We start from the raw sequence: 18,233 nt of genomic DNA, 5'->3' as shown, positions 1-18,233 counted from the left end.
CACCCCCACCATCAGCCCCCTGCTGACCTGATCTGCGCCAGCACGGGGGTGCGGGCGCGCCGTTCGACACCGCCGCGCAGGACGGCCGTCGGCGGACATACCGTACCGGCGTCCTGGGGCGGCCGGGAGCCCGGCCAACGCTAGGAGCGGACGATCGGTGCGACAAGGCGCAACCGGCCGGAAAAAGAGTGAGAATTCTCTACCACCGGTCACGGCGGGTTGATGTAACGAACGCCACCGCGATCGCGCTGCGCGCCGGTGAACAGGGGATGTACGCGAGGCCGGAATCCGGACACACGAACTGTCGAGCGCTCATACCTGGCCGATCGTACCCGAGTCGTCACCGTCAGCCATTCGGCGTGGCGGCGGTTGACCGTTCGGTCGAGCGTCGTCAGGCCGCCCGCCGGCCGTGACGGGAGAGATCGCGGGAAATACTCCGCCGCCACTCTGGGTACGGTATGGAGGTGCTGTCCTCAGACGTCGTACTCAGCGGTCGGTACCGCCTTGATGACCGTGTCGCCACCGGCGGCATGGGCGACGTCTGGCGTGCCACGGACCTGGTGCTCGGCCGTCCGGTCGCGGTGAAGGTCCTGCTGCCCGCACTGGTCTCCGACCCCGACTTCATCGCCCGCTTCCGTGCCGAGGCGCGGATCATGGCGTCGCTGCGCCACCCGGGCGTGGTCCAGGTCTTCGACTGCGGCGAGGACGAGCTGCCCGACGGCGGCCGGGCCGACTACCTGGTCATGGAGTTCGTGGCGGGCGAGCCGCTGTCGCGACGCATCGAGGCGGCCGGGCAGCTCGAGGTCGGCGAGACCATGTCCATCGTGGCGCAGGTGGCCCAGGCCCTGCACGCGGCGCACACCCGGGGCATCGTCCACCGTGACGTCAAGCCGAGCAACCTGCTCGTGCAGGACGACGGCACCGTGGTGCTCGTCGACTTCGGGGTGGCCCGGTCGACCAACGTGACCAGCATCACCAGCACGAACGCGGTGCCCGGCACCGCCCTCTACATGGCCCCCGAGCAGGCCGCCGGTCGTCCGGTCTCCGGCGCCACCGACGTCTACGCGCTCGGCGCGGTCGCCTACTGCTGCCTCACCGGCAGCCCGCCGTTCACCGGCGACAACCCGCTCCAGGTGGCGGTCCGGCACCTCGACGACGAGCCGCCGGAGCTGCCGGTGGAGATCCCGCAGCCGGTCCGCGACCTGGTGGCCCGGGCCCTGGCCAAGGACCCGGCGGACCGCTTCCCCACCGCGGCGGCGATGGCCGAGGCGGCTCGCACGGCCGGCTCGGAGGCGCCCACGGCGATGGTGCCGGTGGCGCTGCGCGGCGCGACCGGGTCGAGCCGCACCCGCGACGACCTGACCGCCGCCACCCCGGGGGCCCTGGTGGCCCCGGCCCGCCGGGCGGGTCGGCGCGGCACGCTTGTCGGCGCGGCGGCCGCCGTGCTGGTGGCGCTGACCGCGCTGGGAGCCGCGCTGGGCGCGGCGAAGAACGCCGAGGCGCCGGCCACCCAGATCGACTCGACGGTGCCGGCGGTTGCCCCGAGCAACTCGGTGGCGGACGCCGCGGTCACCGAGGCGCCCCCGACGGAGGGTGGCGGCCGAAGCTACCGGCCGGTGGGCCCGACCGGCCGGCCCTCGACCTCGGGCTCGGCGACGCCGAGCGGCTCCCCGAGCACGTCGGTCCAGCCGACCCCGTCGAGCACCCCGTCGACCGCGCCCAGCGCGCCGACGACCGCGCCGAGCACCACCCCGCCGTCGACGGGCACCACCACACCGAGCGAGACCACGACCACCACCACCGACCCCGCGACCGGCGGCGAGGGCGGCACGGACGGCGGCGGGGCCCAGCCCGCGTCCGGCCGCTGACCCGGCGGCACCCCGTCCCACCCGCACCCCGACCCGGCGGCGCCCGGAACCCGGCCGCGCGGCTGCCGCGGGGCCGGCTCGGCCGGGTTCCGGGCGCCCCTGGGCTCAGTCCGCGCCGAGAGCGGTCACGATCGGCCGGGAGAGCGCCCGGCGGGCGGGCAGGACCGAGGCGGCCAGCGCGGCGACCACCGCCACCGCGACGATCAGGCCGAGCCGTCCCCACGGCAGCACCAGTGTGAAGTCGCCGCCGATGCGGGCCAGCACGGCCATCCCGCCGGTGGCCACCCCGGTGCCGAGCGCGATGCCGAGCAGGGTGCCGACAAGCGCGGTGAGCACCGCCTCGACGGCGAGTACCGCCCGCATCCCGCCGCGGCTCAGCCCGACGGCACGTAGCACCGCGTTCTCGCGGGTCCGCTCCACCACCGAGAGGGTGAGCGTGTTCGCCACGCCGACCAGCGCGATCACCACGGCCAGGCCGAGCAGCGCGGTGACGAAGCCGAGGACCAGGTCCACCGTGCCGGTGAGCATCTTCTTGTAGGCGGCCTGGTCGAGCAGGTTGACGGTCGGATAGCGGGTGAGCACCTCCTCGACCGCGGCCCGGGCGGCGTCGGCGGAGACCCCGTCGGCGGGGTCCACCTCGGCCAGGTGACCGCGCACGGCCGGGAAGAGGCCGGCGAAGTCCGCGTCGACCAGGTCCACCACGTGTCCGGCGGGCACCGGGCTGCCGGCCAGGGCCGGGTTGTCGTCGGCCACCACGGCGGCCACCCGGAACGACCGGCCGGCGAGCGGGACGGTGCTGCCGACCGACCAGCCGCGGGCCGCGGCCAACTCCCGGTGCACGAGCACCGTTCCCGGGCCGAGGGCGGCCGGGTCGCCGGCGTCCACCGCGGACAGCGTCCGCCGGACCAGCGTCGGGTGGGCGGCCCGCACCTCCAGGCCGTCGACCACCCGGCTGCGCTGCTCGTGCACCACGCCCAGTTCCGGCCGGGCGGCCAGCTCACCGGCCAGCGGCGCCGGCAGGTCCCCGCCGATGCCGGTGACCAGGAAGTCCACCCCGATGCGCGCGTCCACGGCGCGCTCGATGCCGGCCTTGGCGCTGCCCGCGCCGACCACGAACGCGGAGACCAGGCCGATCCCGATGACCATGGCGGTGGCGGTGGCGGCCACCCGGCGCGGGTTGCGCACGGCGTTCGCCACGGCCAGCCCGGCCGGGACGCCGAGCAGCCGGCGGACCGGCCGGCCGAGCGCCCGGACCAGCGCCGGCACCAGCACCGGGCCGAACAGCACGATGCCCAGGAAGGCCAGGATCCCGCCCGCGGCGACCAGCGGCACCTGGCCGGTGGCCCCGGCCCCGGCCAGGGCGGCCACCCCGGCGGCGAGGACCAGCGCACCGGCCGCGAGCCGGACCCGGCCGGCCCGCTGGGCGGGCCGCACGGCGGCGTCGGTGAGCGCGGCCACGGGCGCGACCCGGGTGCCCTGCCAGGAGGGCACCGCGGCGGCCACCACGGTCAGCACCGTGCCGAGGCCGAGGGAGAGCAGCACCGTACGGGCCGTGACCGTGACCGTGCCGGTGACCGGCGCGTCCAGCGTGGACAGCAGCGCGCCGAGGCCGGCGGCCAGGCCCACGCCGGCCAGCACCCCGACGGCGGAGGCGAGCAGCCCGGTCAGCGCCGCCTCGCCGAGGGCGGCCCGGTAGACCTGACCCCGGGTCGCGCCGACCAGCCGCAGCAGCGCGGTCCGCCGGGACCGCTGGGCGAGCACGATGGCGAAGGTGTTGGCGATCACGAAGCCGGCCACCACCACGGCCACCGCCGCGAAGGTGCCCAGGAACAGCTCGAACTGCCGCCGGTCACGGACCGCGTCGGCGACGGCCTGGTCGAGGATCGCCGTGCGGTCCCGGACCGCGACGTCCGGCCCGACCGCCGCACGGACCCGGTCGGCGAGCGCCGCCCGGTCCACGCCCGGCCGGGCGGCCACCATGATCCGGCCGTAGCCGCGCTCCCCGCTCACCGCGAGGGCGTCCGCGCCGGCCAGGCCGATGAACGGCCCGCCGACGTCGCGGGAGCTGCCGGCCACGTCGACCGTGCCGACCAGGGTGTACGCCCGCGCCGGCCCGCCGTTGCCGCCCACGCGCACCGGGCCGCCCAGAGCGAAGCGCTGGTCGGCGACGGTCTCCTCGTCGAGGACCAGCTCGCCGGCCCGCTGCGGCAGCCGCCCGGCGACCACGTCGTAGGACTGGAGGGCCGGGTCGGTGGGGATCGCGGCGAGCACGGCGTAGCCGAGCACGGGCCGCCCGTCGGCGCCCACCACCCCGGCGGTGCCGGTCAGCTCCCCCTCGGCCGCGGCCACCCCGTCGACCGCGCGCACCCGGTCGACCAGGGCGGGCGGCAGCGCCACCTTGCCGGCGTACGCGGCCAGGTCGGTGTGCCGGTCGAAGGCGCCGGCCCGCTCGTACGCCCCGGCGCGCATGCCGTCGGTGAACATCAGGGTGCCGGCGACGAAGGCGACGCCGAGGACGATCGCCAGCGAGGACAGCAGCAGGCGCAGCCCCTCGGCGCGGATCTGGCGCAGGGTGAGGCGCAGCATCCCGGTCACCGCCCCACCGGCGACGCGCCGGCCTCGAGGCGGGTCAGCGCGTCGAGGACCTGGCCGGCGGTCGGCGCGTGCAGCTCGTCGACCAGCCGCCCGTCGGCGAGGAACACCACCCGGTCGGCGTGGGCGGCGGCCTTGGGGTCGTGGGTCACCATGACCACCGTCTGCCCGAGGGTGTCCACCGCCTCGCGGAGCAGCCGCAGCACCTCCGCGCCGGAGCGGGAGTCCAGGTTGCCGGTGGGCTCGTCCGCGAAGATCACCCAGGGTCGGGTGACCAGGGCCCGGGCCACGGCGACCCGCTGCTGCTGGCCGCCGGACAGCTCCGCGGGCCGGTGCCCGAGTCGGTCGGTGAGGCCCACCGCGGCCACCACCTGCCGCAGCCACTCCGGGTCGGGCCGCCGGCCGGCGATGGCCAGCGGCAGCACGATGTTCTCCTCGGCGGTGAGGGTGGGCAGCAGGTTGAACTTCTGGAAGACGAAGCCGATCCGGTCCCGGCGCAGCCGGGTCAGCCGGCGGTCGTCGAGGCGGGCCAGGTCGGCGTCGCCGATGCGCACCGTGCCGGCCGACGGCCGGTCCAGGCCGGCCAGGCAGTGCAGCAGGGTGGACTTGCCGGAGCCGGACGGGCCCATCACGGCAGTGAACCGGGCGGCGGCCAGGTCGAGGTCGACGCCGTCGAGGGCGACGACCCGGGACAGCCCGGCGCCGTACTCCCGGCGCAGCTCACGAGCGGTGACGGCGACGCCGGTGGTGGTGGTTGCGGACAACGTGGTGCTCCTGTCGGACAGGGTCATCTGACCTTTCCGACGCTATGCGCGGCACCCCGCCGGTGATCTCCACCTGCGCGCTCGACCTCGGTACGCCGGTGGTCGCCCCCGACCGGGTGGACCCGTACGACCCAGGTCGTACGCCGGGTCAGCCGCCCGGCGTGACCAGCCCGCTCTCATAGGCCAGCACCACGGCCTGGACCCGGTCGCGGAGCTGGAGCTTGGCCAGGATCCGGCCGACGTGGGTCTTCACCGTCGCCTCGGCCACGTGCACCCGGGCGGCGATCTCGGCGTTGGAGAGCCCCTGCGCCACGAGCAGCAGCACCTCCCGCTCCCGCTCGGTGAGCTGGGCCAGCCGCGGGTCCTCGGCGGGCGCCGGGCCGAGCTGGCCGGCGAACCGGTCCAGCAGCCGCCGGGTGATCGACGGGGCCACCACCGAGTCGCCCTCGGCCACCACCCGGATCGCGGCGAGCAGGTCCTCCGGCGGGACGTTCTTGAGCAGGAAGCCGCTGGCCCCGGCGCGGAGCGCGGCGAACGCGTCCGCCTCGGTGTCGAAGGTGGTGAGCACCAGCACCCGGGGCCGGCTGCCGGCCGGACGGGCGCAGATCCTCCTCGTCGCCTCCACGCCGTCCATGGTGGGCATCCGCAGGTCCATCACCACCACGTCGGCCTCGACCCGGTCCAGCACCCGCAGCGCGTCCGCGCCGTCGATCGCCTCGCCGACCACCGTGAGATCCGGCTGGGAGTCCAGCACCATCCGGAACCCGGCGCGCACCAGCGCCTGGTCGTCCACGATCACCACCCGGACGGTCATGCCGCCGCCTTCCCTTCCTCGGTGCCCGGCGCCGACGGTAGCGGCAGCCGCGCCTCGACCCGCCAGCCCCCGCCCAGCGTGGGGCCGGCGGCGAGGCTGCCGTCGTACACCCCGACCCGCTCGCGCATGCCGACCAGACCGTGCCCGCCGGACGGCGCCGGCCGGACCACCGGACGGCCGCGCCCGTCGTCGACCGCCCGGACCACGACGGCGTCCGCGAACCACTCAAGGCGCAACTCGACCGCCGCGCCCACCCCGGCGTGCTTGAGCGCGTTGGTCAGGCTCTCCTGCACCACCCGGTAGACGGTCAGCTCCAGGCCGGGCGGCAGGGCGACCGGCGTGCCGGTGGCGGTGTCGGTGATGCGCAGGCCGGCAGCGCGGAAGCGGTCCAGCAGGTCGGGCAGCTCGACCAGGGCGGGCCGCCGGTGCGCCGGCACCGCGTCAAGCGCGGCCGCCGGCTCCGGCCGGCTCGGTTCCCGGAGTACGCCCACCAGGCGCCGCATCTCCTCCAGCGCCTGCCGGCCGGTGTCGGCCACCACCTTTGCCGCCTCCCGCGCGGTGGCCGGGTCCCGGTCGATGGTGAACCGGACCCCGTCGGCCTGCACGATCATCACGGCCATGCTGTGCGCGACCACGTCGTGCAGCTCGCGGGCGATCCGGGTGCGCTCCTCGGCGACCGCCGCCCGGGACTCGGCCTCCCGCTCCCGTTCCAGGGTGGCGGCGCGCTCCTCCAGGCTCAGCACGTAGAGCCGGCGGGTCCGCACGTTCAGCCCGACCAGCCAGACCGCGCCGGTGATCAGGCCGTAGTAGAGCGCGCCGGCCCACCAGGGCGCCGGTCCGGGCGTCTGGACGGCGGCGAGCAGCACGCCGATCGCGGCCACGATGCCGGCGAGGATGCCGTCGCGCAGCCGGTCGGCGTACTTGACCACGCTGTAGAGGGCGATGAGCACACCGACGTCGTACGCGAGGGGGCCCCAACCGGCGACCACCTGGAGCAGCGCGAGCGCGGCCACTCCGGCCGCCACCGCCGACGGGTGGATCCGCCGGAACAGCAGGACCAGCGCCATCACGATCCCGACGGCGGTGGCCGCCGCCCCGCCGGCCTGGGCGAAGATCCCCAGGACGGCGAAGAGGGCGACCAGCCCGGAGACGGCGACGTCGAACGCGACGCTGCGCAGCGGGCGGCCGAAGACGATGCGGTCCACGGTCACCCAGCGTACGGGCCACCGCATGCGTCGATGCCCACCCCGTTACGCGGACGGGTCGGCCACGAAGACGCCCCGTCCGGGCGAACCGACGACCACACCACGGTCACGCAACAGCGCCACTGCGCGAGCGGCCGTCGAGAACGACACCGAGTAGAGGTCGGCGAGCTGCGTGTAGGAGGGCAGCTTCGCTCCGGCCTGGTACTCCCCCGAGTCGATCTTCGAGGTGATGTCCGCAGCGATGTCGGTATAGCTGAGCGGGATCGGAGACACGCGGATCCTTTCGGGCTGGCACCTGCCCCGATCCTCTCACCTCCTGCGCATGGTTGACCTATACCACCTATTGACATAGGCTGCCTCCGGGTCGCTCGGGTTGGCACCGGAACGGCTCAGCCGGGCAGGAGACCCGGACGTGCCGGGGCGGAAGGTCCGCCCCGGCACCGGTCGACCTTTCCCTTCAGCACCCCCACGGAGAGCCATGGACGCCACCGACGCGGCTTCCGAGCCGCGCTGGATCATCCACCTGCCCACCACGCTCACCCGGCTGGTCGAGGCAACCGCGCTGGCCGTCGCGCTGCGCGACTCGCTCGGCCACGTCACCGCCATCGACTTCGGCGAGACCACGCTCAGCGAAGAGGACCGGCAGTTCGTGCGTACCCGGATCTGGTGTGACGCCCGGCTGCCCGGCGACGCCCGCTGCCCCCGCCCGGCCGACCACGACGGCGCCTGCGGCGGCGAAGGCGCGACACCGGCGCGATCTTGGACAGTTGTCGTTCGCAGCGAACGGTGAGTGTCCAAGATTCCCCGACCGGCCGCGGGGATGAGGCGGCCTCAGGGCGTGATCAGCTCGCGGAGGCGGGCGATCTCGGCGGACTGCTCGCTGGCGACCCCGTTGGCGAACTCCTGGAGGGTCTGGTCCGCGCCCACCTTGAGCAGGTCGGTGGACATGACCACGGCGCCCTCGTGGTGCGCCGTCATCATCCGCACGAAGAGCCGGTCGAACTCCGCGCCCCGGGCGGCGGCGAGCTGCCGCATCGCCTCGGCGGACTGCATGCCGCGCATCGTGCCGTGGTCGTGCCCGGGGACCTCGGCGGGCAGGTCGCGCTCGCCGAGCCAGCCGCGCAGCACCCCGATCTCCGGCCCCTGGGCGGCGCGGATCCGGTCGGCGACGGCGCGTACGCGGGGGTCGGCGGCCCGGTCGGGGGCGAGGCTCGCCATCTCCACGGCCTGCTGGTGGTGCGGGATCATCATCCGGACGTACCAGACGTCGAGGCCGTTGTAGCGGGGCGGCGCGGCGCCCCGGACCTCCTGCGCGGCGCGGGTGGCCGCCGGCTCCCCGGGCCGGCCGGGCACGACCACCGACGGACCGTCCGGGGTGGGCGACGCGCTGACGGCGGTCGTCCGGGCGAGCGTCGGCCGGTCGGCCCGACGCGCCGACAGCGTGAGGCCGACGGCGACCACGAGCATGGCCGCCAGTGTGACGGCGGCCCAGACCCGTCCCTGCCGGCCGGTCATACGCCGCTCCCTCCGGTCGAGGTGACAGCGATCCTATCCATAGACCACCGACCCTTCATGTGACTCAGATCACATAGATGCACGTCATATGCCGGTAAGGTGTGGGGATCATCATCCCCCTTTCGAAGGGTGTTGCCGATGATCCGTTTCCGCACGTCACGCAGCCGTCCATTCCGGACCGTCAGCCTGGCCGCAGCCGCTCTCCTCGTCGCCAGCGTGGCCACCGCCCAACCCAGCAGCGCTCAGGAAGCGCCCGATCCCGTCGCAGCGCCGGCCGCCGCGCCCGGCATCGGGCTGCCCGTCGACGCGATCGCCAGCAGCCCGAACGTCCGCCAGATCGCCAACCTGCCGCCGCGCGCGCCGTTCGACACCTCGCTCGGCACCGACATGGCCTTCCAGGGCCACTACGCCTTCGTCGGCAACTACAACGGCTTCGTCATCTACGACATCGCCCGGCCGAGCGCGCCGTCCATCGTGTCCCAGGTGCTCTGCCCGGGCTCGCAGAACGACGTCTCCGTCCACGGCAACCTGCTCTTCCTCTCCACCGACTCGTCCCGCAGCGACGACTCGTGCGCCAGCACCTCGCAGTCGGCGACGGTCAAGTCGTCCTGGGAGGGCATCAAGATCTTCGACATCACCGACAAGACCGCCCCGCGCTACGTGAAGTCGGTCGAGACCGACTGCGGCTCGCACACCCACACCCTCGTCCCGGGCCGGGACAGTGGCACGGTGTACCTGTACGTGTCGTCGTACAGCCCGTCGGCCGACTTCCCCGACTGTCAGCCGCCGCACGACTCCATCTCCATCGTCAAGGTGCCGGTGGCGGCGCCGACCCAGGCGGCGGTGGTGGCGACCCCGAACCTCTTCCCGGACGGCGGGTACAAGGGTTCCAGCACCTCGGCGACCACCGGCTGCCACGACATCACCGCCTACCCGGAGCGGAATCTCGCCGCGGGAGCCTGCATGGGCGACGGCATCCTGATGGACATCGCGAACCGCGAGGCGCCCCGCGTGATCGACCGGGTGCGCGACACGAAGAACTTCGCCTTCTGGCACTCGGCGACGTTCAACAACACCGGCACCAAGGTCGTCTTCACCGACGAGCTGGGCGGGGGCGGCGCGGCGACCTGCCTCAAGACCATCGACCGGGACAAGGGCGCGGACGCCATCTACGACATCACCGGCAGCGGAGACGACCGCTCCCTGGTCTTCCGCAGCTACTACAAGATTCCCCGGTTGAACGCCGACACCGAGAACTGCGTCGCCCACAACGGCTCGCTCCTCCCGGTGCCCGGCCGCGACATCATGGTCCAGGCGTGGTATCAGGGCGGCGTCTCGGTGTGGGACTTCACCGACTCGGCCCACCCGACCGAGATCGGCTGGTGGGAGCGGGGTCCGCTCTCGGCGACCCAGCTCCAGGTCGGCGGTTCCTGGTCCGCCTACTACTACAACGGCCACATCTACTCCAGCGACATCCGGAAGGGCCTGGACGTGCTGGAGATCAACGACCCGCGTACCGACAACCAGACGCGGTTCCAGGAGCTGAACGTGCAGACGCAGCCCGGCTACGAGAGCCGGTAGGACCGACGGTCGGTCCGGTCCCGCGGACGACGGGGCCGGACCGGTCCGGGTCAGGTCATCGGCAGCCGGTAGTCGCGCTCGCCACCGCCCGCGGTGACCAGCCGCACCTCGCCGGTGCGCAGCCCGTACGTCACCGACCAGCGGGTGTGCGCCTGCCGCACGGCGTCGAGCAGGCGCAGCGCGCCCGGCGCGTCCACCGCCCCGCCGGCCCGGTCCAGTGCCTCGGCCAGCACCCCGTAGCGGTGGTCGGCGCGCAGGTCACGGTCGGCCACCCCGACGGCCGGCACGTTGGTCAGCGCCTGCCAGGCGCCCCGGCCCTTCTCGGCCCGCATCCGCCCGTCCACGAACTCGATCACCGCGGACGCCCCGGTGGCGTCGGCGATCAGGTAGTGCAGCGGCGGGCCGCCGTCGAAGTCCAGGTTGTAGCGCCCGAACACGGCGATCGCCTCGTCCACGGTGGCGGCCGAGTCGAGCACCAGGCGCAGAATGCGCACCGAACCCACGGTGGGGCGGCCGGGCACCGGCTCCGCCGTGGCGCCGTCGTCGGCGGCCAGCCCCACGGCCAGGCCCCGCTCGTTCATCCCGTCGAAGGGCAGCAGCGGCGCGTTTAGCAGCCGGCGGTCCCCGGCGGGGTCGGCCGTCACCCCCAGGTAGGAGATGTCCACCAGGGAGATCGAGGCGTACCCGTCCGGCGGGTCGGTGCGCAGCACCAGCGCCGGGTTCGCGTCCCAGTCGAAGTTGCGGGCGAACAGCGGCCGGCTCCGGTCGCCCCGGGCGGCGAACAGGGAACACCCGAACGGCGTGGCCTGCGGGGTGCCCGCGACGCCCACGGTCGGGTCGTAGTCGCCCACGTAGGTCATCTCGTACAGCGGCAGGTCGTCGACCCGGCGCAGGCTGGCCAGGCTCTGCTCGACCTGGCCGGCGTCCTGCCGGGAGGCGGTCGGCGTGCCGGCCCCGGCCGGCTCGGCGGGCCGGCCGCCACCACCGCAGCCGGTGGCCACGAGGAGCAGGGCGAGCCCGGTGACGAGCAGGGTCCTCCGCATGCCCGCGACGCTAGAAGAGGCGGCGACGGATGTCCATCCGGGACGTCAGCGCTCCGGGATCCGGGCCAGCTGCGCCTCGATCGCCTCGGGGGTGAGGGCGGGCCGGCCGCCGGGATGGCCCACCGTCGCGCCGGCCGCCGCCACCGCGTACCGGGCCAGCCGGGGGTACGGGTCGTCGCGGAGCAGGCCGGCCGTCACGGCGGCGACGAACGCGTCCCCGGCGCCGGTGCTGTCCACCGTGGGCGTCTCGCTCAGCGGCAGGAACAGCTCCCCGCCGGGCCAGACGAAGGCGTTCCCCTCCCCCGCCACCTCGACCGCGACCAGCGCCGGCCCCCGGGCGGCCAGGTCCCGGCCGGCGCGCAGCCCCGCGTCGGCGTCCTTCGGCGGGTCGCCGCCGAGCAGCAGGCCGGCCTCCCGCGCGTCGGCCCGCAGCACGTCGGCCCGGGACAGCAGCTCCGCCGACCCGTCCGGGTCGTCCGGCGCGCCGTCGAGCACCACGAGCCGGCCGGCGTCGCGGGCGTGCCGGGTCGCCGCGAGCACCGCCGGCAGCGGCTGCTGGAGCTGGACGACCACCGCCCGGGCGGCCCGCAGCACCTCGGCCGCGCCGGTCACGTCCGCCTCGGTGAGCAGGGTCGCCTCGGGGATGTCCTCCAGGTACCGCCAGCGGCCCCGGCCGTCCACCACGTCCACGATGAGCGCGCTCGGTGTGTCCGGCCGGCGCAGCACCGGGGCCACGTCGATGCCGTCGCTGCGGGCCCGGCCCAGCAGCCGGTCGCCGACCTCGTCCTCGCCCACCACGCCGAGCAGCCCCACCCGGACGCCGAGCTGGGCCAGCCCGACGGCCTGGTTGGCCCCCTTGCCGCCGAGCAGTTCCCGCCGGCAGCGCACCGGGGCCGTCCCGGACGGGCCGGGCACCTCGTCCACCAGCAGCACGAGGTCCCGGGCCACCTGTCCCACCACGATCGCGTCCAGTCCGGTCATCCCCGGCTGATACCCCGGCCACCGGCGGTCACGCGCTCAGCCGCGGACCACCGCGAACATCCAGCAGCCGTACACGACGTTGCGGCTGTGCAGGCGGTCCACCGCCGGGTCGGCCAGCAGCTCGGCGATGACCGCCTCCGGGTCGTCGCCGTCGTGCCGCCGGCCGCCGACGATGCGGCCCCGCCGGTCGTACGCCCGGAGCACCTGGGGCCGCCCCCGCCAGTCCGGCGGGTACGCCGTCGGGTCGGCCGGGCCGGGGCAGTCGACCGCGTGCGCGAAGATCGGCCCCACCTCCCGGTACGGGCCGGGCGGCAGCGGCGGGGCGTACCCGAAGAGCAGCAGCGGCTCGCCCGGGGTGGCGTCGCGGAGGCAGCAGCGCAGCGGCTCGCCGCCCTCGGCGCAGCACCGCTCGGGCGGCTGGCCGGAGGCGTCGCGGCCGGTGCGTCGCAGCTCGGCCAGCGCCTCGGCGGGCACGGGTCGGATCACGTACCTGGTGCGCGTCGTCGTCATGCCCTCCAGCCTGGCCGGGGACGCGGCCGGTGGCTGGCGGCGATCGGACCTCGCGTGCCGGCCGGGCCGCCCAGGTGGGCGGCCCCGGCGGAGGTCACGGGCGGGACGCGACGCGCCGCACGGCGCGCGGGCCGACCAGCCGGCGGACCACCGGCGCGGCGTTCCACCTCGCCGCGCCGACCAGGTCCCGGGCGTGCTCCAGCACCGTGTAGTCCGGCCGGGCCAGCCCGTCGGCGATGGCGCGGTCCAGGTCGTTGCCGCACCGGGTGAGCACGCTGTCGAAGTCGCGCCGGACGGGTTCGAGCAGCTGGTAGCCGAAGGAGCGGTGCAGCCGGGCGAAGAGCGGCTTGTAGAGGCGGGCCCGCTCGTGCAGCCCCGACGAGTACGACATGGGGTTCTTCGGCCGCCGCCGGATGTAGTCGGGCAGCAGGTCGGCGAAGGCCCGCCGGACGATCCACTTCTCCTGCCCGTCGCGCAGCTTCAGGTCCAGCGGCAGCCGCATGGCCAGCTCGACGACGCTGAGGTCGAGGAAGGGCACCCGGGCCTCCACGCCGTGACCCATGCTGGCCCGGTCCACCCGTTGCAGCTCAGTGCGGCACAGGTTGCGGATCTTGTGGAGGAAGAGCCGGCGGGACCGTTCCGGGCCGACCTGGTGGTACATCGGATAGCCGCCGAACAGCTCGTCCGAGCCGTCGCCGGTGAGCACCACCTTCACGCCCAGCTCCCGCAGCCGCCGGAAGATCGGCACCGAGACCACCGCGTTGATGATGTCGCCGTACTCGGTCAGCTCCGAGATCCGGATCGCCTCCCGCACGTCGGCCAGCCGGATGTCGCGCGGGCGCAGCTCGACCACCTCGTGCGGCACGCCCAGGTCGGCGGCGAGCCGCCGGGCGTACGCCACGTCGGGGCTGTCCGGCACGCCGACCGTGACCGCCACGCAGTCCGGGTGCAGCTGCCGCGCGTGCAGCAGCGCCAGCGAGCTGTCCAGGCCGCCGGAGAGCACCACGCCGACGGTGAGGTCGGTGTCCAGCCGTACCCGCATGCTGTCGGTGAGCGCGACACGGACGAGCAGGGCGGCCTCGTCCGGGTCGTCGATCACCGGCAGCCCGGCGCCCAGGGTGAGCAGGTCGACGTACGGGCGCAGCCGGACCGGCCCGTCGGGCTCGGCCCAGCCGTGGTGCCCGGGCGGCACCTCGCTGATCGGCGCGCCGTGCCCGACCAGGGCCTTGACCTCGGAGGCGAGGTGCAGGCAGCCGGGGCCACGGGACCAGTAGAGCGGCTTCACCCCGAGCGGGTCCCGCGCCAGGTACGCCCGGCCGGTGGCCCGCTCCACCACCACGAAGGCGTACTCGCCGCGCAGCCGGCGCACCGCCTCCTCGCCCCAGTGGCGGAACGCGGCGAGCACCACCTCGGTGTCGCCGGTGGTGCGGAACTCGTACCCGAGCCGGGTCAGCTCCGCACGCAGCTCGTGGTGGTTGAAGACCTCGCCGTTGTAGCAGAGCACGTGCCGCTCGTCGGGCGAGACCCAGGGCTGCACCGCCCGTTCGCGGTCCACCACCCGCAGCCGGCGTACGCCGGTGAGCAGGCCGTCCTCCTGCCGGGTCTCGGTCACCTCGCCGCGCGGGGCGAGGACGGCCAGCATCCGGCGGAAGGTGGCCGGGTCGGCCTCGGGGCCGATGCTCAGCGCGATGCCGCACATCCGCTCAGACCCCCATCTCGGCCTCGTACGCGCGCCGGAACCGGCGCTGGGCGGTCGGCGCGAGGCAGAGGTGCCACGCCTGGCCCTCGTCGACCACGTTCAGCTCGCCCGCCTCCTGCCGGGCCAGCAGCAGGTCGGCGAGGAGGTCCCGCGCGCCGAACCGGCCGTACCAGGCCAGCTCCACGTCGGCCGCCCAGCCGAGGCAGTGCCCGCTGGGCACCATGGCGGCGTAGCCGAGCCGGCGCAGCCGGTACTGGTGCTCGGCGCTGCGGGCCAGGCTGGTGACCCAGAGCGGCGGGGTGCCCGGCCGGGCGGCCGCGGCGAACTCCCGGCCCACGTCGTTGAGCAGCGCGATCACCTCGCGCCGGGCCCGGCGGAACCGCACCCCGGCGGTACGTGGGGTGGCGTCCGGGCGCAGCCGCCGCCGGACCGCCCGCAGCCCGCGGCCGAGGACGGTGGCGGGCTGCTCCTGGTAGCGGAAGGCGAGCAGCCCGCGCCGGCGCAGCCACTCCAGGTCGACCAGGTCGGTGCTGGTGTCGACCTGGCCGTCGGTGAGGAAGGTAGGGCTGTCCCGCCACCACATCACGTCGATCCGGGAGAGCAGGTAGATCCGCACCAGCGCGGTCAGGTCCTGCGCCGAGCTGCGGGTGTTGGGCTGGTAGCGGGCCATCTCCAGCAGCAGCGTCTCCCGGGCGCCCACGAAGCCCTGCGGGGTGGCGTCGAGGACGGCGGCGATGGCCGGCTCCCGCAGCCGCTGGTCGAGCAGCACCTGGCGGGCCGTCGTGGACGGGGCGTCCGCGAGGGCGCCCACCTCGACGAGCAGTTCCGCCACCGCGGCCCGGTACGCCGCCAGGTCCGGTTGCTCGGGCCCGGGGCGCCGGCCGGCGGCCGGCGGCAGTCGGCGGGCGGGGGCGGCGGACGCGACGGCGGATCCGGGCTGGTGGCCGGGGCTTCGGCTGGGCACTCGCATGGTCGGCCCCTCTCCGGGCAGGACACGGCGTAGTCGAACCTGAACACACCGTAATCACCTGGACCGGCAGCTCCCCGAACAATCCTCCTATCTCCCCCCTAAGGTGCTCATCCCGCCGAGAGGTCCCGCACCCAGGCGTAATCCGGCGCGGGCGGCAGGCCGGCGTCGCCGCCGGCGCGGACCGCGTCGGCCAGGTGCAGCGCGGCGCCGAGGGCGGCGCGGAACAGCAGCGAGCCGGTGCTGACCCGGGCCACCCCGAGCCGGCCCAGCGCGGCCAGGTCCGGCCCGCCCGGGCGGTGCAGGACGTTGAGGGGCAGCCCCGCCTCGGCCACCAGCAACGCGACCGTGTCGTCGGGCGCGCCCGGGACGAACAGCCCGTCCGCGCCCGCCGCCCGGTACGCCGCGGCCCGTTCGAGGGCCGCCGGCAGCGGGTCGGGCACGCCCAGCCACCAGGCGTCGGTGCGGGCGTTGACGAACAGCCCCGGCACGGCCGCCCGGACCGCCGCGATCTTGGCGGCGGCGAGCTCCACGGGCGCGAGCGTGCCGTCCGGGCGCCCGTCCTCCAGGTTCACACCGACCGCGCCGAGCGCGGCCAGCTCGGCGACGTACCCGGCCACCGCCGCCGGGTCGTCACCGAAGCCGTCCTCGATGTCGACGGTGAGCAGCACCGGCACGCCCCGCAGCCGGCGGGCCAGGTCGAAGGTCTCGCTCCGGGTCGCCCCGGTCCCGTCCGGCTTTCCGGCGGCCGCGGCCACCCCGAGGCTTGTCGTGCCGACGGCCGGGTGACCCCGGGCCGCCAGCGCCGCGGCGGACGCGTGGTCCCAGGCGTTGGGCAGCAACAGGGGCCGGCCCGGCCGGTGCAGGGCGTGGAAGGCGGCGGCGCGGTCGTTCATCGGAACATCACCTCGATGCTGGTCGGGACACGCAGGGTGGGGTGCGGGGCGTAGCGGACGGGCGTTCCGGCGGGCCGGCACCGCGCGCGCAGCACCTCGACCACGCCGGCGGCGAGGGCGAGGGCGTGCCGCTCCCCCGGGCAGCCCCGGGGCCCGGCGCCGAAGGTCAGCGCCCGCCCGGGACGGCGGGCGACCGCCAGGTGGCCCTTCGGCCCCGCGCCTGCGGGGCGGCCGGCGCGGTCGGCCTGTTCCCCGGCAGGGGGATGGAACCGGTCCGGGTCCTCGTGGACGGCGGGGTCCCGGTTGGCCGCGTCGAAGCGGAGCAGCAGCGCGGCGTCCGGCCCGATGTCCCGGCCGGCCAGGCGGGTCGCGCCGGTGGCGACCCGGCGGGTGGCGCGGACCGGCGGGTCCAGGCGCAGCACCTCGGCGAGCAGGTCGGCCGTGCCGAGCGCGGCCGGCGCCGCGAGCCCGTGCCGGACGGCGGCGCCGATCAGCCCGGCGGTCGCGTCGGCGGCCTGCACGAGCAGCCCGACCCGGTTCGCGGCGGCCTCGGCCGGGGCCGGCGGCGACATCGCCAGCAGCACGGCCACCGCCCGGTCGGCGAGCGCCACGGCGGCCGGGTCGGCGCCGGGGTGGTAGGCGGCGGCCACCGCGGTCACCGCCGGCACGGCCGCCGCCGGGTCGGCCAGGCCGAGCCGCGCCGCCAGCACCTCCAGGGGTACGCGCCGCGCGAGCGGGCCCATCACCTCCACCCGGCCCGCCGCCTCGCCGCGATCGCTGGTCCTCTCGGCGGCGAGCCGGTCCAGCGTCTGCGTGGTCAGGCGGGCGGCGGCGGCGACCAACTCGTCCGGGTCGAGGTCGCGGAGCGCGGCCACCCCGAGCGCGCGCCGGCCGGGATGCCGGTCCGGGGCGCTGAACCGGCTGACCGTCCCGCGCAGCCAGGCCAGGGTGCCGGGCGGGCCGCCGGGCGCGACGGGCACCACGTACCGGGGATCGGTCAGCACGGCGACCACGTCGGCGTGGCGGGTGACCACCCAGCCGCCGTCGACGGGAACGGGGGGCCCGCAGGGGGGCGTGTCGGGGTCGGGCGGGATCGTCGGCCAGCTCATCGCCCGACCGTACGGCCGGCTTCCTTCGGCGCCGACCGAACGATCGCGCCGCCGCCGACTCGCCGCGGTCGGCATCCCTCACGGGACGTCGCCGCACACCGCCGGCGGTTAGCCTGACGGCGTGCGTACTGTCGAACTCCTCTGCTCGCCGGAGCTGGACGAGGCGGTACGGGCGGCCTGGGACCGACTCGCCGCCGCCGGCCTGCCCAGCCTGGCCCGCAACGCGCACCCGACGAACCGGCCGCACCTCACCCTCGCATCGGTCGACGAATTCCCGGCCGGCGCCGAGCAACGCCTCGCCGACCTCTGCGACGCGGCGCTGCCGTTGCCGGCCCGGCTGGACCGGGTGGCGGTCCTCGACGGCAGCGCCCCGCTGGTCTGGCTGGTCCGCCCGACTCCGCAGCTCGTCGCCCTGCACGGCGCCGTCTGGGACGTGCTCGCCGGTGCGCCCGGTCCGCACCCGTGGCACCTGCCGGGCCGCTGGGTGCCGCACCTGAGCCTGGCGCTGCGGTTCCGCGACGCCGACCGCCGCCGGGCCCGGGCGGTCACCGGACCGGAGCGGCCCGGCGGGGAGTTCGTGGCCGCACGCAGCTACGACAGCGACACGCGGACGGTCAGCGAGTTGGCCCCGGCCTGCCCGCGTCCCGGCGCCTGACCGGGACCGCCCGTCACCACACCGTCCCGGCGGG

Annotated in this window: 17 protein-coding genes; 4 read left to right on the top strand and 13 right to left on the bottom strand. The window is 75.8% G+C overall.

Annotation, left to right across the window (positions count from 1 at the left end; translation table 11 throughout):
* Positions 1 to 464 precede the first annotated feature (464 nt).
* On the top strand, positions 465 to 1,868 hold the full coding sequence (locus tag GA0070603_RS01565; protein WP_091321387.1) for a serine/threonine-protein kinase: 1,404 nt from the start codon (positions 465 to 467) through the stop codon (positions 1,866 to 1,868).
* Between the two features lie 105 nt (positions 1,869 to 1,973).
* Here GA0070603_RS01565 and GA0070603_RS01560 read toward each other — a convergent pair whose 3' ends face one another.
* From GA0070603_RS01560 to GA0070603_RS01540, 5 genes are all read right to left on the bottom strand, one after another.
* Positions 1,974 to 4,454, bottom strand: coding sequence for an ABC transporter permease (locus GA0070603_RS01560; RefSeq protein ID WP_091321385.1), 2,481 nt, complete (start codon positions 4,452 to 4,454; stop codon positions 1,974 to 1,976).
* A gap of 5 nt (positions 4,455 to 4,459) precedes the next feature.
* The gene (locus tag GA0070603_RS01555) at positions 4,460 to 5,251 is read right to left on the bottom strand and encodes an ABC transporter ATP-binding protein (RefSeq protein ID WP_091305989.1); all 792 of its coding nucleotides are present in this window, start codon (positions 5,249 to 5,251) and stop codon (positions 4,460 to 4,462) included.
* A 121-nt stretch (positions 5,252 to 5,372) separates the two neighbouring features.
* A complete protein-coding gene (locus GA0070603_RS01550) occupies positions 5,373 to 6,038 on the bottom strand; it encodes a response regulator (protein WP_091305987.1) in 666 nt (221 codons plus the stop codon).
* Positions 6,035 to 7,249, bottom strand: a complete 1,215-nt coding sequence (locus tag GA0070603_RS01545; RefSeq protein WP_091321384.1) for a sensor histidine kinase — start codon at positions 7,247 to 7,249, stop codon at positions 6,035 to 6,037. Before GA0070603_RS01545 ends, GA0070603_RS01550 begins: the two co-directional genes overlap by 4 nt.
* Before the next feature lie 39 nt (positions 7,250 to 7,288).
* Complete coding sequence (locus GA0070603_RS01540; protein ID WP_091305986.1) at positions 7,289 to 7,516, bottom strand: GntR family transcriptional regulator; 228 nt, start codon at positions 7,514 to 7,516, stop codon at positions 7,289 to 7,291.
* 205 nt (positions 7,517 to 7,721) lie between these two features.
* Between GA0070603_RS01540 and GA0070603_RS01535 the strand changes: the two genes are divergently transcribed.
* Positions 7,722 to 8,033, top strand: coding sequence for a hypothetical protein (locus GA0070603_RS01535; protein ID WP_091305984.1), 312 nt, complete (start codon positions 7,722 to 7,724; stop codon positions 8,031 to 8,033).
* Between the two features lie 41 nt (positions 8,034 to 8,074).
* Here GA0070603_RS01535 and GA0070603_RS01530 read toward each other — a convergent pair whose 3' ends face one another.
* Entirely contained in the window at positions 8,075 to 8,758 is a 684-nt protein-coding gene (locus tag GA0070603_RS01530; protein ID WP_091305982.1) for a DUF305 domain-containing protein, read from the bottom strand.
* A gap of 138 nt (positions 8,759 to 8,896) precedes the next feature.
* On the opposite strand from GA0070603_RS01530, the gene GA0070603_RS01525 reads away from it, so the two are divergent.
* Positions 8,897 to 10,339, top strand: a complete 1,443-nt coding sequence (locus GA0070603_RS01525; protein ID WP_091305981.1) for an LVIVD repeat-containing protein — start codon at positions 8,897 to 8,899, stop codon at positions 10,337 to 10,339.
* 50 nt (positions 10,340 to 10,389) lie between these two features.
* Here GA0070603_RS01525 and GA0070603_RS01520 read toward each other — a convergent pair whose 3' ends face one another.
* From GA0070603_RS01520 to GA0070603_RS01490, 7 genes are all read right to left on the bottom strand, one after another.
* A complete protein-coding gene (locus GA0070603_RS01520) occupies positions 10,390 to 11,382 on the bottom strand; it encodes a linear amide C-N hydrolase (protein WP_091305979.1) in 993 nt (330 codons plus the stop codon).
* A 45-nt stretch (positions 11,383 to 11,427) separates the two neighbouring features.
* Positions 11,428 to 12,363, bottom strand: a complete 936-nt coding sequence (locus tag GA0070603_RS01515) for a PfkB family carbohydrate kinase (RefSeq protein ID WP_091305977.1) — start codon at positions 12,361 to 12,363, stop codon at positions 11,428 to 11,430.
* Between the two features lie 36 nt (positions 12,364 to 12,399).
* Entirely contained in the window at positions 12,400 to 12,873 is a 474-nt protein-coding gene (locus tag GA0070603_RS01510; protein ID WP_091305975.1) for a DUF1203 domain-containing protein, read from the bottom strand.
* Between the two features lie 94 nt (positions 12,874 to 12,967).
* Positions 12,968 to 14,572, bottom strand: coding sequence for an asparagine synthetase B family protein (locus GA0070603_RS01505; RefSeq protein WP_091305973.1), 1,605 nt, complete (start codon positions 14,570 to 14,572; stop codon positions 12,968 to 12,970).
* A gap of 4 nt (positions 14,573 to 14,576) precedes the next feature.
* Complete coding sequence (locus GA0070603_RS01500) at positions 14,577 to 15,542, bottom strand: hypothetical protein (protein WP_091305971.1); 966 nt, start codon at positions 15,540 to 15,542, stop codon at positions 14,577 to 14,579.
* A gap of 107 nt (positions 15,543 to 15,649) precedes the next feature.
* On the bottom strand, positions 15,650 to 16,435 hold the full coding sequence (locus tag GA0070603_RS01495; protein ID WP_091305969.1) for an isocitrate lyase/PEP mutase family protein: 786 nt from the start codon (positions 16,433 to 16,435) through the stop codon (positions 15,650 to 15,652).
* Positions 16,432 to 17,544 carry a cytochrome P450 gene (locus tag GA0070603_RS01490; RefSeq protein WP_244282342.1) on the bottom strand — a complete coding sequence of 371 codons (1,113 nt, stop codon included), beginning with the start codon at positions 17,542 to 17,544 and terminating at the stop codon, positions 16,432 to 16,434. Before GA0070603_RS01490 ends, GA0070603_RS01495 begins: the two co-directional genes overlap by 4 nt.
* A gap of 121 nt (positions 17,545 to 17,665) precedes the next feature.
* On the opposite strand from GA0070603_RS01490, the gene GA0070603_RS01485 reads away from it, so the two are divergent.
* Entirely contained in the window at positions 17,666 to 18,199 is a 534-nt protein-coding gene (locus GA0070603_RS01485) for a 2'-5' RNA ligase family protein (protein ID WP_091305967.1), read from the top strand.
* The last annotated feature ends 34 nt before the right edge of the window (positions 18,200 to 18,233 follow it).

Source organism: Micromonospora chersina, from assembly GCF_900091475.1.
GTDB lineage: Bacteria > Actinomycetota > Actinomycetes > Mycobacteriales > Micromonosporaceae > Micromonospora > Micromonospora chersina.
The sequence above is the reverse complement of the archived record's forward strand: the minus strand, read 5'-3'. Positions and strand labels throughout refer to the sequence as shown.

What these genes read in the sequence shown, in the direction of transcription:
- GA0070603_RS01560 (WP_091321385.1), bottom strand. Translation starts at nt 4,454, where the DNA reads ATGCTGCGCCTCACCCTGCGCCAGATCCGCGCCGAGGGGCTGCGCCTG.
- GA0070603_RS01555 (WP_091305989.1), bottom strand. Translation starts at nt 5,251, where the DNA reads ATGACCCTGTCCGACAGGAGCACCACGTTGTCCGCAACCACCACCACC.
- GA0070603_RS01550 (WP_091305987.1), bottom strand. Translation starts at nt 6,038, where the DNA reads ATGACCGTCCGGGTGGTGATCGTGGACGACCAGGCGCTGGTGCGCGCC.
- GA0070603_RS01535 (WP_091305984.1), top strand. Translation starts at nt 7,722, where the DNA reads ATGGACGCCACCGACGCGGCTTCCGAGCCGCGCTGGATCATCCACCTG.
- GA0070603_RS01530 (WP_091305982.1), bottom strand. Translation starts at nt 8,758, where the DNA reads ATGACCGGCCGGCAGGGACGGGTCTGGGCCGCCGTCACACTGGCGGCC.
- GA0070603_RS01525 (WP_091305981.1), top strand. Translation starts at nt 8,897, where the DNA reads ATGATCCGTTTCCGCACGTCACGCAGCCGTCCATTCCGGACCGTCAGC.
- GA0070603_RS01520 (WP_091305979.1), bottom strand. Translation starts at nt 11,382, where the DNA reads ATGCGGAGGACCCTGCTCGTCACCGGGCTCGCCCTGCTCCTCGTGGCC.
- GA0070603_RS01515 (WP_091305977.1), bottom strand. Translation starts at nt 12,363, where the DNA reads ATGACCGGACTGGACGCGATCGTGGTGGGACAGGTGGCCCGGGACCTC.
- GA0070603_RS01510 (WP_091305975.1), bottom strand. Translation starts at nt 12,873, where the DNA reads ATGACGACGACGCGCACCAGGTACGTGATCCGACCCGTGCCCGCCGAG.
- GA0070603_RS01505 (WP_091305973.1), bottom strand. Translation starts at nt 14,572, where the DNA reads ATGTGCGGCATCGCGCTGAGCATCGGCCCCGAGGCCGACCCGGCCACC.
- GA0070603_RS01500 (WP_091305971.1), bottom strand. Translation starts at nt 15,542, where the DNA reads ATGCGAGTGCCCAGCCGAAGCCCCGGCCACCAGCCCGGATCCGCCGTC.
- GA0070603_RS01495 (WP_091305969.1), bottom strand. Translation starts at nt 16,435, where the DNA reads ATGAACGACCGCGCCGCCGCCTTCCACGCCCTGCACCGGCCGGGCCGG.
- GA0070603_RS01490 (WP_244282342.1), bottom strand. Translation starts at nt 17,544, where the DNA reads ATGAGCTGGCCGACGATCCCGCCCGACCCCGACACGCCCCCCTGCGGG.